This window comes from Vibrio glycogenivorans (assembly GCF_051660965.1).
Classification (GTDB): Bacteria; Pseudomonadota; Gammaproteobacteria; order Enterobacterales; family Vibrionaceae; genus Vibrio.
The window spans coordinates 247,953-263,779 of sequence record NZ_JBPVIS010000001.1 but is presented as its reverse complement, the minus strand read 5'-3'; the positions used below and the strand labels follow the sequence as shown (position 1 = coordinate 263,779).

General features: G+C 50.2%; 13 protein-coding genes, 1 pseudogene and 1 riboswitch. Of the genes and pseudogenes, 11 read left to right on the top strand and 3 right to left on the bottom strand.

Annotated elements, in window-relative coordinates:
* Positions 1–4 precede the first annotated feature (4 nt).
* Positions 5–808 (bottom strand): uroporphyrinogen-III C-methyltransferase, encoded by an 804-nt coding sequence (gene cobA / locus ACSTTG_RS01160; protein ID WP_438473899.1) that lies wholly within the window; start codon positions 806–808, stop codon positions 5–7.
* A gap of 402 nt (positions 809–1,210) precedes the next feature.
* Here cobA and ACSTTG_RS01155 point away from each other — a divergent pair, with 402 nt between their 5' ends.
* The 8 genes and pseudogenes from ACSTTG_RS01155 to thiE all read left to right on the top strand — a co-directional run bounded on the left by ACSTTG_RS01155 (position 1,211) and on the right by thiE (position 9,545).
* Positions 1,211–3,742 carry a molybdopterin oxidoreductase family protein gene (locus ACSTTG_RS01155; protein WP_438473564.1) on the top strand — a complete coding sequence of 844 codons (2,532 nt, stop codon included), beginning with the start codon at positions 1,211–1,213 and terminating at the stop codon, positions 3,740–3,742.
* Between the two features lie 76 nt (positions 3,743–3,818).
* A riboswitch (TPP riboswitch) is annotated at positions 3,819–3,925 on the top strand.
* Positions 3,926–4,040: 115 nt separating this feature from the next.
* Complete coding sequence (gene thiD, locus ACSTTG_RS01150; protein WP_438473563.1) at positions 4,041–4,883, top strand: bifunctional hydroxymethylpyrimidine kinase/phosphomethylpyrimidine kinase; 843 nt, start codon at positions 4,041–4,043, stop codon at positions 4,881–4,883.
* Positions 4,873–5,628, top strand: a complete 756-nt coding sequence (locus ACSTTG_RS01145; RefSeq protein WP_438459939.1) for an ABC transporter ATP-binding protein — start codon at positions 4,873–4,875, stop codon at positions 5,626–5,628. Before thiD ends, ACSTTG_RS01145 begins: the two co-directional genes overlap by 11 nt.
* A 58-nt stretch (positions 5,629–5,686) precedes the next feature.
* Positions 5,687–6,421: pseudogene (locus ACSTTG_RS01140) on the top strand (ABC transporter permease); the annotation flags it as partial.
* A 27-nt stretch (positions 6,422–6,448) separates the two neighbouring features.
* The gene (locus tag ACSTTG_RS01135; RefSeq protein WP_438459940.1) at positions 6,449–7,399 is read left to right on the top strand and encodes an ABC transporter substrate-binding protein; all 951 of its coding nucleotides are present in this window, start codon (positions 6,449–6,451) and stop codon (positions 7,397–7,399) included.
* Positions 7,400–7,410: 11 nt separating this feature from the next.
* Positions 7,411–8,079 carry a thiaminase II gene (gene tenA / locus ACSTTG_RS01130; RefSeq protein ID WP_438473562.1) on the top strand — a complete coding sequence of 223 codons (669 nt, stop codon included), beginning with the start codon at positions 7,411–7,413 and terminating at the stop codon, positions 8,077–8,079.
* Between the two features lie 10 nt (positions 8,080–8,089).
* Positions 8,090–8,875 carry a hydroxyethylthiazole kinase gene (gene thiM, locus ACSTTG_RS01125; RefSeq protein WP_438473561.1) on the top strand — a complete coding sequence of 262 codons (786 nt, stop codon included), beginning with the start codon at positions 8,090–8,092 and terminating at the stop codon, positions 8,873–8,875.
* 46 nt (positions 8,876–8,921) lie between these two features.
* Positions 8,922–9,545, top strand: coding sequence for a thiamine phosphate synthase (gene thiE, locus ACSTTG_RS01120; protein ID WP_438473560.1), 624 nt, complete (start codon positions 8,922–8,924; stop codon positions 9,543–9,545).
* A gap of 349 nt (positions 9,546–9,894) precedes the next feature.
* Here the strand turns inward: thiE and ACSTTG_RS01115 are convergent, their stop codons facing one another.
* Entirely contained in the window at positions 9,895–11,322 is a 1,428-nt protein-coding gene (locus ACSTTG_RS01115; RefSeq protein ID WP_438473559.1) for a DUF1254 domain-containing protein, read from the bottom strand.
* Positions 11,323–11,436: 114 nt separating this feature from the next.
* Positions 11,437–12,270 (bottom strand): LysR family transcriptional regulator, encoded by an 834-nt coding sequence (locus ACSTTG_RS01110; protein WP_438473558.1) that lies wholly within the window; start codon positions 12,268–12,270, stop codon positions 11,437–11,439.
* 638 nt (positions 12,271–12,908) lie between these two features.
* Here ACSTTG_RS01110 and ACSTTG_RS01105 point away from each other — a divergent pair.
* The 3 genes from ACSTTG_RS01105 to ACSTTG_RS01095 all read left to right on the top strand — a co-directional run bounded on the left by ACSTTG_RS01105 (position 12,909) and on the right by ACSTTG_RS01095 (position 15,771).
* Positions 12,909–13,655 carry a hypothetical protein gene (locus ACSTTG_RS01105; protein ID WP_438473557.1) on the top strand — a complete coding sequence of 249 codons (747 nt, stop codon included), beginning with the start codon at positions 12,909–12,911 and terminating at the stop codon, positions 13,653–13,655.
* Positions 13,656–13,808: 153 nt separating this feature from the next.
* Positions 13,809–14,975: an OmpP1/FadL family transporter gene (locus ACSTTG_RS01100; protein WP_438473556.1), complete on the top strand. Its 1,167-nt coding sequence runs from the start codon at positions 13,809–13,811 to the stop codon at positions 14,973–14,975.
* 94 nt (positions 14,976–15,069) lie between these two features.
* Complete coding sequence (locus ACSTTG_RS01095) at positions 15,070–15,771, top strand: Crp/Fnr family transcriptional regulator (protein WP_438473555.1); 702 nt, start codon at positions 15,070–15,072, stop codon at positions 15,769–15,771.
* Positions 15,772–15,827: the final 56 nt, after the last annotated feature.

Sequence of the window (15,827 nt, the reverse complement as noted above, 5' to 3'; positions counted from 1 at the left end):
TGAATCAGGCGCTCAGCGGGATAGATTCTTGTTGGAGGGCGTTGGCATTGAGCGCCGTTAGCCACTCCATTTGCTGAGCTACGGAAACCACTTTGCCTATCACAATCAGAGCAGGCGATTGGATCTGATGTTGCTCTCGAAGCTGATCAAGCTGACGTAATTCCCCGGTCACCACGCGCTGTTCGTCGGTGCAGCCTTTTTCAATCAGTGCTGCTGGCGTAGTGGGGCAAAGCCCATGCTGGGTCAATTGCTCAGTCAACCAGCGTGATTTTGAAAGACCCATATAGATAACCAGGGTGTGCTCTAGGCTAGCGAGGGCATGCCAATCGAGTTTGAGATCTTTATCAGCATGCGCCGTGATGAAGGTGCACCCTTGGGTCAAACCGCGATGGGTAAGCGGAATATTGGCGTACGAGGTGCACCCAGAGGCTGCGGTGATGCCCGGTATTACGTCAACCTCGATGTGATGCTTGGTGAGGTACAGCATCTCTTCAGCACCGCGGCCAAAAACGAAGCTATCGCCCCCTTTGACGCGGCAGACACGCAGTCCTTGCTGGGCACAGTCAAGTAGGATTTGATTGATCTCTTCCTGACTCGCACTGTGGTGATGCTTGGCTTTACCGACATAGATTTGCTGTGCGAGGCTGGGAAACAGCTGACGTATCGGTTTGCTCACCAGGTTGTCATAAACAATGCAGTCGGAGAGTTGGATCGCTTTGAGCGCTTTGACGGTCAACAGGTCAGGATCACCGGGGCCCGCACCGACCAAAACCACACTACCTTTGTTTGGGATATCTTTACTCATCATGGTCATTACCTAATTCCTTGAGTAATTAATTCTTGCTGATTGGGCTCAAGCAAGCTTGGTGCCATGATGTAACTGTTGTGTTAATAATTATTTATTTAATTCAATAATAACAATTATTTATGTTTGTTTTTCAATGTTAATTTTATGGGTGTTAGTGTGAGATGGTTGATGAAAATGCTAGGAAAATGAATCTTTGTGGTGCAAATCTAATCAATCTGGTGCACTGGTAGGTTAAGTTGAGCGTAAATTACTATATTTCATCTACCACTTTAGGGTTAGTGTTATTTTAACTTGTTGATTTTATTTGGTAATAAATACTCAAGTGCTGACTGGTTGTGTTTGGTTCAAATATTGCTTGTATCTATATAAATTAAAGATGTCTATATATGCAAGGTGGTGCGCGTGACACAAAAAGAACCAGGATGGGTCAAGACAACTTGTGCGTATTGTGGGGTCGGCTGTGGTGTTGAAGCCCGCCCAACACTCTCTGGACAATTGGAGGTCAGGGGAGACAAATCTCACCCGGCCAACTACGGCAAGCTCTGCACCAAAGGGGCAGCACTGGGTGAGACGGTGATACAAGATGGACGCTTGCTAACGCCCACTCTCACCAGTCAATCAAGGCTCAACAGTAAAAATAGCAGACAAACAGTATCTTGGCCTGAGGCGACGAGTCTGGTTGCCGACCAATTTGCTAAAGCGATTGCTCAGTATGGTCCTGAGTCAGTGGCCTTTTATGTCTCGGGTCAGCTATTAACCGAAGACTATTACGTGGCGAATAAGCTTATCAAGGGCTTTATCGGCAGCGCGAATATAGACAGTAACTCTCGATTGTGTATGGCCTCATCGGTAGTTGGACACAAGCGCGCCTTTGGCTCTGACACAGTGCCTGGTTGCTATGAGGATTTGGAGTTGGCCGATCTGGTCGTGCTGGTGGGCTCGAACCTGGCTTGGTGTCATCCCGTCCTGTATCAGCGCCTTCGCGCAGCAAAACAAGCCAACTCAAAGCTCAAGATAGTGGTGATTGACCCGCGAAGAACCGCTTCCTGTGAGCTGGCGGATGTTCACTTGCCGATCAACTCAGGCAGCGATGTGGCGCTGTTTAATGGATTGCTGGCCTACCTTTATCAGCATGATCACCTCGACAATGAGTTTCTGCGTCGACACACACAGCAAGCTGAAGCTGCGTTTAAAGCTGCTTTAGGTGAGTGCAAGGTGGATGAGATCACTGGTATCCCGCCCGAGCAGCTCGAAGCCTTTTACCAACTGTTTGCCAACCACGACAAAGTGGTGACGGTGTACTCGCAGGGCGTCAATCAATCCACTAGTGGGGTGGATAAGGTCAACAGTATCATTAACTGCCACCTAGCGACTGGCCGGATCGGTCAGCCGGGCAGCGGGCCATTTTCGGTCACCGGCCAACCCAATGCCATGGGCGGGCGAGAGGTCGGCGCGCTTGCGACTATGCTGTGTGGCCACCTTGAGTTTGATCAGCCCGATCATTTGGCCATGCTCAGTGAATATTGGGCCACCGATAACCTTGTGACTCGCCCGGGCCTTAAGGCCGTGGATATGTTTGATGCAATGGCAGAGGGTAAAATCAAAGCCGTTTGGATCATGGCGACCAATCCCGCGGTGAGCTTGCCAAATTCGGACAAAGTGCGCGCAGCGCTCAAGGCTTGCCCTTTTGTGGTTGTCTCGGATTGTATTGAAGAGACAGAGACCACTAAGCTTGCTGATCTGCTGCTGCCGGTACAAGGCTGGAGTGAGAAGTCGGGCACGGTGACGAACTCGGAGCGGCGCATCTCTCGTCAGAGACGTATACTGCCAAGCCCAGGCGAGGCGAAGCCTGATTGGTGGGTGATCAGCCAGGTGGGGCAAAAGCTCGGCTTTGAGCAGGCGTTTGATTATCTGCACGAAGGTGAGATCTTTACAGAATACGCCAAGCTGACCACGCTCGGAAACCAACACTTTGAGCGTGATTTGTCACTGATTGGCTTAACCAAGCTCGACGATCAAGGCTACAGTGTACTGACGCCGCAGCAGTGGCCGGTCAAAGCGTGGCAATCTGAGCCGGTCCAGCAAAGAATGTTTAGCGATGGCCGCTTTTACACGCCAAGCGGCAAAGCTAATTTGATCCCGGTAAGTTACCGCTCTCCTGTCAGCGTGGTTGATAGCGCGTATCCGCTGCTCCTAAATACCGGCAGAACACGTGACCAATGGCATACCATGACGCGCACTGGCCTGTCAGCTCAGTTAGGGGCGTTTGATCCCGAGCCTTATGTTGCCATTCACCCTCAAACAGCGCGCGATTACCAGCTCAAAGCCGAAGGACTTGCGCGAGTCACCAGCCGCCACGGCAGCTGCCTTGCGCGGGTCAGGCTCACCACAGACCAAAAGCTTGGCGAGATCTATGTACCTATCCACTGGAATGGGGCAACGGCGAGCCAAGCCAAGCCGTGTAACTTGATTGCGCCGCACCACGATAGCCTGTCTGGTCAGCCTGAGTTTAAGCATACACCGGTGAGAGTGACGGCCTGCGCCTCACAATGTCAGGCCTTGCTGTTATCGCGACACACCCTAGCACTGGATAAAGCACACTACTGGGCGAGACAAAAGGTCGAGCGCGGCTATGCGTACCATATAGATTGCGCCGAGAACATCGAGGTGCTTGAGGGCTGGCTGAGTCAGGTGAAGCAGGGTGATGGTAAGGAGATCCGTTTCGACATGGCGGCCGATGGAGTGACGATACGCTATGCGTTCGTTCAAGCGGAGCAGGTTCAGCAGCTGTTGGTTATCCAGCGTAAGCTGACTTCCTCGCAGCGTGAGCGCTACATAACTCAATTTAATAGTGTCTTTGACGCCACGGGTGAGCGGCAGTTTATGACCAAGGGCTCAGCTTTCGATGGTGAGGACCATTCGCTGGACAAATAGTCGCCAAGCTCTCATTGTGTGGTTTTCAAGCTGCAAAAAGAAGTGCATCACTGGGCGATTGGCTGTTATGATGAATGCCAGATAGTCGGGGGGCCAGAGTTTTAGTTTGGCTGAGATCGAAATTCGAGACCCGTAGAACCTGATTCAGTTAACACTGACGTAGGGAACTATTCGTACTTTGCCAGCCTGCCAGCGATCTATTCTGGCTTGTTATTGAGCGCCGTTACTCAGGCGGTGCTTATGTGCCAAGGTTCGTTTCCTGCGGTCAGTAATCACTTACGCCGTATTAGGAGTAACGATGGCACATTCTCAAGTGACACCCAGTCAAACCACACCTATTGTCCTTACCATTGCTGGCTCAGATAGCGGCGGCGGTGCTGGCATTCAAGCGGATATTAAAGCCATCTCGGCAACGGGCAGTTTTGCCTGCTCTGCCATCACGGCGATCACTTCGCAAAACACCCAGGGCGTATCCGCCATTCTGCCTATTCCACTTGAGCATGTGGAAAGTCAGCTCGACGCTGTGTTTAGCGACCTGCATGTTGTCGCGGTGAAAATCGGTATGCTCGCCGACTCCAGTATCATCGAAACCGTGACCCGCAAGCTTGAGCAATATAAACCTCAATTCCTAGTGGTCGATCCTGTGATGGTGGCCACAAGCGGCGATCTGCTGCTTGAGCAGTCAGCGATTAGCACGCTCAAACACAAGCTTATTCCTATGGCGGACATTATCACGCCAAACTTGCCAGAGGGTGCGGCACTAACGGGTAAGCCTGTCCCTGAGTCTGAATATGACATGAATGCGATGATCGCCGACTTGCGCGCCCTTGGCGCAAAAGCGGTACTGCTTAAAGGCGGTCACTTAGAGCAAGACGAGAACAGTAACGATCTGCTGATCACCGCGGATAGCCATGAGCTAATTAGTGCCAAGCGCAGCGCTACTAAAAACACCCACGGCACTGGCTGTACCCTCTCTTCTGCAATAGCATCGTATCTAGCGCAGGGTAATGACCTGCGTAAGGCAGTGGGGCTGGGTAAGCAGTATATTACTGAGGCGATTGCTCACGCCGATGAGCTCTCCATTGGTCAAGGGCACGGACCTGTACACCACTTCTATCAAGGGCATGCCGATGTGCGCTAATGCGCTTGGTATTGAGCTGAAAAACGCCGGTCTCAGGTATCGAGACAGCAGCAGTGCAACGCTTGCGCAGCTCGACATAAGCTTTCCAGCCGGTCAGTGGAGTGTGGTGCTAGGGCGCAGTGGCAGCGGTAAGACCACCATCTTGCGCTATCTCGCTGGCCTGCTTGATGACAAGGTCGACTGGCAAGGTGAGTTGGTGACGAGCGATGCTGGGGCGCTTGATGGTCGCATTGCGTATATGGCCCAGCAAGACTTACTGCTGCCGTGGCTGAGCGTGATCGACAATGTGTGTTTGAGTCAGCGCTTTAGCCCGCCAGTGAGCGGTAACCATAACCAAGAGCAAGCATTGTCACTGCTCGAAGCGGTGGGGCTGGCGGATTACGCCGATAGTATGCCTAACCAACTGTCTGGCGGGATGCGCCAGCGTGTGGCGCTGGCGAGAACACTGATGCAAGACCGACCTGTGGTATTGATGGATGAGCCCTTCTCGGCACTCGATGCGGTCACTCGGCATAAACTGCAAACCTTGGCTGCGACGCTCTTAAAAGGTAAGACTGTGGTGTTGATCACCCACGACCCTCAAGAAGCGGTGCGCCTTGCCGAGCAGCTGTACGTGCTTCAGGGTACACCCGCCAACGCTCAATCACTTGAGGTACCAACCAGTGCTATTCCACGCGACCTAGATGCGCAGTGCGCGGCGCTGCAACAGGCGATTTTGAATCAATTGGAGCGTGATTATGAGTGATATGTCTCAATACGACACGATTTCGCGTCATGTGGAACGTAGCGAATCACGCAGCCAGCCGATTTTTCGTCTGCTAGTGAGCGCCGCGGTGATACTAGGGTTGTGGCAAGCGTCGGTGGTGGTATTTGAGCTGCCGAGCTTTATTCTGCCTGCGCCGATGCAGGTGCTGACTAAACTCATTGAGCGTTACGATGTGCTACTGATGCACTCGTGGGTGACGGGGCAAGAGATCATACTGGGTCTATTGCTTGGTTTAACCATGGGCTTGTTGTTTGCCCTGCAGATGCTGCTGTTTGAGCCGGTTAAGCGCTGGCTGTTGCCAATCTTAATCGCCAGCCAAGCGGTGCCAGTGTTTGCGATTGCGCCTATCTTGATGCTATGGCTTGGTTATGGGATCGCCTCAAAGGTCGTGATGGCCGCGATCATTATTTTCTTTCCTGTGACCACCTGCTGCTACGACGGGCTGCGCAATACCCCAACCGGTTATCTCGACTTGGCCAAAACCATGGGCGCCTCGAAATGGCAGTTACTGCGTCACATCCAGCTCCCCGCCGCGCTGCCAACACTAGCCTCCGGTGTGCGAGTCGCAGTGGTGATCGCGCCGATTGGTGCGGTCGTTGGTGAGTGGGTAGGCTCAAGCGCCGGGCTTGGTTATCTGATGCTGCAAGCCAACGCTCGGATGATCATTGATGAGATGTTTGCTGCGCTGTTTATCCTCGCGCTGCTCTCGATCAGTTTGTATTTCTTAACCGATAAACTTCTTAAAAAATTCATTCCCTGGGAAAACCAGTAAAGGATTCGACCTCAAAGGACACGTATAATGACAACGAAAAAACTACTTAGCGCGACGGCTCTGCTCACGGCACTATTATCGAGTGGCGCGATGGCAGCAGAGAAAAAGCTGACACTGATGCTGGACTGGTTTGTGAACCCCAATCACGGACCTATCGTTATCGCTCAAGAGCGCGGTTACTTTAAGCAGCAGGGACTGGAGATCGAAATTCAAGAGCCTGCAGACCCAAGCACACCGGCCAAACTTGTGGCAGCAGGTCGAGTGGACCTTGCGGTGTCTTACCAGCCGAGCTTGACGATTGATGTCGCCGCTGGTTTGCCACTAGTTCGCGCAGCGACTTTGATTGCCACGCCGCTGAATACCCTTACGGTGCTAGATAATGGTAAGCACGATACGATTGGTGATCTCAAGGGCAAAAAGATCGGTATTGCGATTGCCGGTAATGAGGATGCCACGATTGGTAAAATGCTCGCGCAAAGTGGGGTGAAATTCTCTGAAGTCGAGATCATCAATGTCGGTTGGGCGCTATCTTCTTCTCTTGCTTCAGGCAAGGTGGATGCCATCTGGGGCGGCTTGCGTAATTTTGAGATGAACCAACTCGAGCTTGAAGGCTTTAAAGCCAAGGCCTTTTTCCCAGAAGAGCATGGCGTTCCAACCTACGATGAGCTGATTTTTGTGGCTAATGCCAAGCGCTATGACGCTGACACCATCAAGGCGTTTACCAAGGCGCTCGAGCAAGCCACCACCTATATCGTCAATCACCCAGAGGCCTCTTGGAATGAGTTTGTTGCCTACTCACCAGATACGCTAGATAACGAGCTCAACCTGCGTGCTTGGAATGACACGCTAACCCGTTTTGCTCTGCGTCCGGCGGCGGTCGACCCACAGCGTTATAACGACTACGCCGAGTTTTTGTATCAGCGTGGCATCATCAAGTCGCAGCCAACTGCTGCCGATCTTCTTCCAAGCGTAAACTAGGTAAATAGCCCATGAAATATCAAGATTTAATCGATGCCTGCGAACAAGATTGGCACGCGTATATTGAGCACAGTTTTGTTCGCCAATTGGCAAAGGGCACCTTGGCGCAGCCGTGTTTTCTGCACTATCTCAAGCAAGACTTTCTGTTTCTTAAGCAGTACGCTCGCGCTTATGCGCTTGCGATGTACAAAGCACGTACACTAGCAGACATGCGCAGAGCGCTGCCAAGTGTAGAAGCCCTACTGGATACGGAAATCTCTCATCACGTGACCTATTGCGCTCAATGGGGATTGAGTGAGTCAGATCTAGAAAATGAGCCAGAGGACTTCGGCACAGTGGCGTATACCCGCTACGTGCTCGATACTGGAATGGCAGGGGATCTGGTCGACCTTTATGCGGCGCTGGCGCCTTGCTCAATTGGCTATGCAGTCATCGGTAAGATGCTCAAAGATGACCCAACAACGGTTATCGAGGGCAACCCATACGCGAGTTGGATAACCCTGTATGGCAGTGATGAGTTTCAAACCAGTGTGGCGCGTGGCGCAGAGTATTTTGACCAACTGCTTGCTGATATCGACATTGAGAGTCAGCGAGGGCAAAACCTAATCGAGATTTTTAAGACTGCGACCCGTATGGAAGTCGCATTCTGGCAGCAAGGGCTCAACATTCAATCGGCGTAGGAGAGAATCAATGCAAACGGAGCAGATAGTACAAGCACTTCATGCTGTGCGTGAACACAAACCCTTAGTCGTTAACATCACCAACTATGTGGTGATGAACAACACTGCCAATGCCTTGTTGGCGATTGGGGCATCGCCAATCATGGCCCACTCTCAGCAAGAGATGGCGGAAATGATGTCGTTCGCAGGTGCACTGGTAATTAATATTGGTACCCTCGATAGCGTTTGGACACCGCGTATGTTGTTTGCCGTTGAGCAAGCCAATGGTCACGACAAGGTGGTGGTGCTTGACCCTGTTGGCTGTGGTGCCAGTCAATTGCGCACTGAGACCTCGCGCCAAATCGCGCGCATGGCGAATCGATTGATCATTCGTGGCAATGCCTCGGAGATCATTGCTTTAGCCGGTGAGCAGGCAAAGAGTAAGGGTGTCGACGCGCTTGACAGCAGCGATGCTGCGCTAGAAGCCGGACAAGCACTTGCTGACGAATATGATGCGAGTGTGGTCATTTCAGGTGCGGTCGATTACGTGATCACCAAAGATCAGGTCGTTAAGCTTGCTAATGGTGATGCGATGATGCCTTATGTTACCGGTATGGGCTGCACGCTCACGGCATTGACCGGCGCTTTTGCCGCAGTCGGGGACGAAACTGGCTTAGCTGCGGCTGCAGTGCTTGGGGTTGCTGGTGAAATTGCAGCACAAAAATCACGCGGACCTGGCAGCCTGCAAGTAAATTTGCTCGATGAGTTGTATGCACTCGATGAGGCAACACTCAAAAGCGAGCTTAAACTTCTCTAATCGGACCGGTAGCCGCTTGCCTGAGCGGCTACCGGGCAATTAAACAATGAATCCTTATACCCTCTATTTGGTCACCGATGACCAGCAAGACTTAACCACGCTTAAGCAGGTGGTCAAACAAGCGGTCGCCGGTGGCGTTACCATGGTCCAAGTGCGCGAAAAGCATGGCGATGTCAGAGCATTTATCGCCAGAGCCCAAGCGGTCAAACAGATCCTCGCGGGAACTGGGGTGCCATTAATTATCAATGATCGCGTTGATGTCGCCCTGGCGGTAGACGCCGATGGTGTGCACCTTGGTCAGTCGGATATGCCAGCCGAACTGGCGAGACAATTGATCGGCGAGGATAAGCTCCTTGGCCTTTCAATCGAAGACGACGCGCAACTCGCTGAGGCCGACTCACTGCCGATTGATTACATCGGCTTGAGCGCAATCTACGCCACCCCCACCAAAACCAATACCAAGCACCACTGGGGTATAGAAGGCCTCTCGCGTGCACTAAAAACCACTAAGCTCCCAATCGTCGCCATCGGCGGCATCAACCACGACACAATCCCAGAGCTCGCCAAAACCGGCGTGCATGGGCTAGCTTTGGTTTCGGCGATTTGTCATGCCAGCGATCCTCGATTGGCTAGTGAAGAATTGTTGGGATTGATCGAACGGAATCGCTAGCCAGAGGCTAGAATCGAGAGGCGCGAAGCGAGGGTGTTCCGGGCACGTGATTAAGTTCTCTGTCACTCAAACCAGATCTATTTTGCTGTCGAATATATGAATACCCGCAAAAAAGATCCGAACCGGTACAAGAGTAATTACCACTATCGCTCCTCGACTCTAGCAGTGAAGCGATCTCGCCTCCCGACTCTTCCGCTAGGATCAAAAAAGCCCTCATTTAGAGGGCTTCAATAAAAAATGGGGGAGGCGAGCTTGGACTCAGCCCTTTGAGTGGCTGGGCGTTTACCGCGAGTGAAAGAACACTCGCACCCCGGAACGAAGTGTAACCCGCTCCTCGCTCCTTTTTAAGTTAGTCTACTTTATGCATCTCAGGCAGAACAAACTTGCCTTGGTAAACCTCAGGCTGAGGTTCGTACATGCGGATTTGGAGCATGAAGCCGTCTTTTGGTGCTGGTAGCCAGTTAGCTAGGCGCTTCTCATCGCTTGGCTTTTCGCTTGCGATGTAGACCGTTAGTGAACCGTCTTCGTTGTAGATCAGGTGATCACTTAGCGAGCCAACCTTGAAGCGGTCGATTTCATTCTCAACCATAAAGCGATCTTGTGCATCGTACATGGTCACAGTCCAAAAACCGCCAAGATCTTCATTGATCGCCATGTCAGCAGGGAAGGTGATCTCGTAAGCGTGCTCGCCAGTCAGCATTTCACCTTGGCTGTCTACATAACGCTTTGGATACATAGCGCGCTCTGGTGAGTTAAGACCGATTGAGTTCATGTTAACTGCAGCGCGTAGTAGGTAATCAGTACCGTAACGACCTGCATCGTATTCCCAGTTCCAGCCATTGACTGGTACACCGGTGTGGATAGCGGCATCACGTACGATGGCAAAACCATCTGCAAACGCTTGGTTTAGCGCGGCTTTACGCACATCGCTCAGCGATTCAGTACCGCCGTTGTTGATACCGATGAACTTGAAGCTATCAACCAGCTCACGGTCAGACTCAAGTGGGTTTTCTGCCAACACTTTATCAAGTGTGTCAAACCACGCCAGACCTTGTGGGAAGTTTACCGTTGGTGCACCTTCAGAAGCCAGTGGCTCAGGTTGAGGCTGAGTTTCTGGGTACTGATCGAGTGGTGTTAGACGGAACTGTTTTTGTAGCTCACGTGCGATCGCTTGATCTTCAGTATTGGTCACGCCCAAGCGGCCTGCCATCCAGATGTAACGGGTGTCTGAGTAGAAGACTGGCACGCCTTCTGGCAGTTCACCGTCGAAGCCTTTTTTGGCCAGGATAAAGTCGCCGCCGTCATTACCAACTGTTGCGTTGCTCAAGTCGACTACAGATTCGGTGTACATATCAACGATCTGTGCCATCCAGTAGCGGTTTTCTACCTCAGGTACTGTTAGCACCATAGGTTGTGCTTCAAGGTCGCCCCACATCTGTAGATATAGGGTATCGTTGTTTGGCGTGGTGTATGAACGGTCGCGGTAATCCCACAGGCGCGTGATTGGGCCAAGCTGGTTCAATGGTGCTTGGCCATTGTCGGTAGGCGCTGCCACATCTGTTTGTAGGTTAAGTGCCACTTCCATCATCACTGGTGCCCAACCATATACGGTGGCTTGGACACCTAGCGAGTAAGCGTAGTTATACTCAGCCTGTTCTCTAGGAGTGTACTCTGTCTCAGTCTGAGCGTGAGCACCATGGATTGACAGTGCGCTAGTTGCAACGCAGCCTGCCAAAAGTGCGGTAGTGCGTGCACTCTTGAATAGATTGTTCATCATAATTCCACCTTATCATTGGGGTTCGATTCAATGGTTGTATTTCATGCGAAAAGCATCTGTAAAACAATGAAGCACGGTTATTCAATGCATAAGTTTAACTTATAACTGGTTCTTTTATGGCACGCGAAGTGTGGTTTTCAGTCTTTCTCTGAGTAATTTGTGTTCTGGGTCGTGCTCTAGGCGGCGATGGTAGAGCATGTGAATGGGTACCGACTGAAATTCCATTGGCATTGGGTAGATATCAAGCCCTAACTTTGGTGCCCACTTCTCTGCAAACGAGCGAAATACAATGCCGAGATAGTCCGAGTCAGAAACCAACATCGCCATTGAGGCTTGGTTGTAGACCTCTCGTGACAGTTTGCGTTTTTTCAGTGGCTTAGAGGCTAAAAGCTCGACAAATTGATGACCGCCACGGGTGGCTTTGTAGTAGGCGTGGCGCTCACGGTAGAAGTCTTCCTCAGTGAGAACCCCGTTGCTAATGCGAGGGTGACCGCGGCGACAAATAAGGGTGACTTCCTCATGACGAATCTGCTCAATATTGAAGGCTTTGTCTTGAGTGGTGATGATGTCAATGGCGAGATCGATCTGCTGCGAGCGGATTTTTTCCAGTAACTGGCCCTGCTCAAACGGCGGCACTTTAATGTCGATATTGTCCTCATCGCTGAGCAGGTCACTCACGCCCTCAAGGCAGTAGATATTGTAGGTGTGCTCCTCGGCAAGGGCGCTATCAATAATCTGCATGCCATGTTGAAGTTTCTCAGCAAGTTCAATGGCTTTGCCTGTCGGGGCGATGCTGCGACCGTCTTTAACAAACAGCGTAGTACCAATGCTAGCCTCTAGGCGACGAATCGACATCGACACGGCTGGTTGGCTGACATCAAGGATATCAGCAGCGCGAGTAAACGAGTTTTGTTGATACACGGTCACAAAGGTGCGAACCAGGTTCATATCCAAGAGATCACCCTCCAAAAGAAATACATAATTGAGTCTTATAAGTCTAGAACGATTTTGATTGGCACGAGGGCATAGCGCAAAAGAAAAAGCGCATACCAATCACGGTACGCGCTTTGTCCTAATGGATGCTGTTCTCACTTTACCAGGAGAGGCTTGAAAGTGATGAGATGAAAAGCAAGCCAAGGACTATCGGACTCTGTAAGCGTATGCTGCTTGACGCTAAACGGATTGAAAAACAACAAGCTTAATGTTTCAAACAAGGCAGTGATATGTAGTTTGCAGAGTAAGCAACGGAGTCAAATTGGGGTAATGATCGGACTCTTGCTTACCTCGATGTGCGGATTTTTATCTGTACCCAACAGACAAATGACGACAAATCACTCGTTTACTTACGCAGTAAACGTTCTCACAAGCTCATGCTTCTGTAGCGCAGAATAGTGGATTTCAGCATGACGTATCGCACCACAAGTGCGAAACGCCAAACAAAATAAAATAATGCACGAGTAAATGTAACTAGCCGTTTCGGTTGGAGGTGTTTTAAATCGTGCTGCACTTTGGGTGCAAAATGGAATTTTTCTCTATGTTAGTGTGCGACAACTAATTCAATACACCTACATTATAGAGTTATTAGCATGAATAAATTAATGACCTCTGCTGCGGCATTAACGCTATTGGCATTTAATACAGTTGCCAGTGAAACAGAAGAAGTTCAAGACATGTCAGATCCTCTGGCAGTATTTACTCAGGTTGGTGCAGGTTACACCGACAAGGGTTTAAACATTAAGATTGGTCAAACGTTTGACACCGGTGATGTAAATACGGGCGGTATGTACGTATTTGAATTAAAAGGTGCAATGGGCGACTCACTAGGCTACCGTGATGAAGCAACCGATAGCGTAGATAGCCTGCGTTTCCGTCGTTTTGGCGTAGACTTTAGTAGCGGTCGTGGTAGTCAAATCGACTTTAACTACAGCTTTGCGAGTGACTCGGGTACAGCGTCTTACAGCTTTATTCAAGCACTTCCTGCAATGGGACCATTCCAACTGTTCCCTCTTGGTGGTGCGGGTGTCGCATTTGCTAACGATGCAGAAGACGGTTACCAAATACCAGGTACATTTGCGGTAGTGGGTACCTACGGTAAGCTGACCATTAACGATAAAATCTGGCTGAACTACAACCCAATGTGGATGACCACTCTATCTGGCTCAGACGCATTTAAAGACGGCGGCATGGAAGGTGATTCAGCGGTACTAGTGCACGAATTTGCCGCTTCTTACCAGTTTAACCCGCGCTTTAACGTGCGTTACTTCGCTAACTGGTCTGAAAATACAGACATCAAAGATGGCGAGCACCGCATCGAGTTTAACTACCAACTGTAGTCAATATCACAAACATATTGAAAGGGGCTATTGTAGCCCCTTTTTTTTTCTAGTAACGTGGAGATAGCTGCTCCACTTATAATCTAGCGATATATTGTCAGGGAAGTGGGGCTGTTTTTAGAGAATTTACAAGAACAAATAGATGTACACAGTATGAAAAAGGATTTTTTACTCGTCACAGCAGCACTTCTCAGTGGTACTGCGACAGCGGGTGGTTTACTTCATCACGAAGTTGCCACCTTTGACAGCGTTTCGTCGGCGGGGGTGGGCAATGCCACCAATCGCCATGATGCCAGCGCGATAATCACTAGCCCAGCAGGACTTACAGGGATAGAAGATTCCAGTTGGTCTTTTGGCGTGCAGTGGATGGATGTTGGTAATCGTCAGCAGGGGACGTTGAATAATGAGGACTTTGTGCTCAAAGGCTCCAATTCGACTGTGTTACCAAGTATTGCTTATGCCAAGCGGATCTCGGATGACATGGTTATTGGTTTGTCTTTTCACGCCGAAGGAGGGCTAGACCTCGACTATACTAGTCAGACGTCAGGCGCTAGATTTATTTCCAATCAATCACAAAATGCGGTCAATGTTCACCTCGGTGCGGGTTACGAACTAAACCAGGCCTTGTCTGTTGGTGGTGCTCTGATTGTACAGCATGTGATGACGTCACTGAAAGTGGATACCGATGTATCTAGCTACTCAGTTATCAAAGCCGAAGGGCATGAGGGGAATACGTCAGCGAGTTTTATGTTGTCAGCCTTTTATGACTTAGCGCCAAATACCTATATCAGTGCTAATTACAAGCATCAGGTCTCTCATAGCAATAACAGCATAACGATTAAAGGTTCGGTTGACGGTGAGCCGGATCAGCTTCCACCTCAGGATATAAGCATAACCTGGCCTAGCCAGTTAAATTTCGGTGTTGCCCAGCAACTATCAGAAAACTTAACTCTCAAGGGATTGCTAGGCGCAGAGTTTTGGTCGAACTATAGTGACCGTTATAATACCAAGGATGTCTATACGTTAGGAGCTTCACTTGGCTATCAACTCAATCGTTGGAATTTTCAGGTAGGTGCTCGATATGATACCAAGCTACTTGATGAGAAAGACATGCACCCTGAATTGGTCATTGGTGAGAATTGGTCGTTGGGCGCGGGTGCAGAGAGAGTACGTCGCAATGGTCATCGTATAGGTTTGGCTTATCAATACCGTGATTTCGGCACCCATGACGTCAGCTATACACTTGATGATACCTATGCTTTCACAGGTAAGGTGAAAAATAACAATCTGCATGTAGTGAGTTTAAGTTACACCTATTAGCCCCATTGAATTGCCACCCCAGCATTAAGCCCAAGCGCCTCGCTTGGGCTTATTCATAACTGTAAATTATATCTAACATAATTAGCAGCGATGTATGCTTGGCGGTGGATTCGCTAAGATTGGCGCTCATTTAACACAATTAGGACAGTTACTCGTGCCTATCCATCAGATATTACGATATAAGTATGGGGTAGACGATGAACTGGCTCGCCTGATCGTGGCACGCAGTAAAATGAGTGTACTAAGCAAGGGAAGCTTTCTTTATTATCAGGATGAGCGAGCCGATGTTATCGCCTTTCCTCTTGACGGCATACTAGGTTTTCACTCGATGAGTGAAGAAGGAACCGGTGTGTATTTTAATGTGATCACCCCTGGAGCGATTCTTAATGATCAGCAGATGATCTTAGGGGGGGCGATACCGACAGAAGTCAAGGCAGCAACGGATTGTAAAATCTTGTTGATGTCATTTGACGATGCTCGATTATTAATGACAAAGAGCACCAGTTTTGCTCAGATGATCAGCCACTCTCTAGCTACCAAGCAGCGATTATTTAATCAACTGTTTCTACTCAGAATGGAAAAAAGCGCGCCACTAAAGGTTGCTCGCGTGCTGCAGCTACTTAGCGAACTGATTTACGATGGTGTAGTGCCACTCAACATACAGACGCTAGCAGCAATGATGGGGATCTCGCGTAACACGGTTGGCCGTGAGATTAAGCGCATGATTAGTCAGGGTGAGTTACATAAACTTCCGGAAGGGTTTGTTTTGCCAGCTATTGAGACGGGTGTTGCCTAACTGCCAAGGATCAAAAAAGCCTCCGCATATGCGGAGGCTTTTGTATAACTGGACTC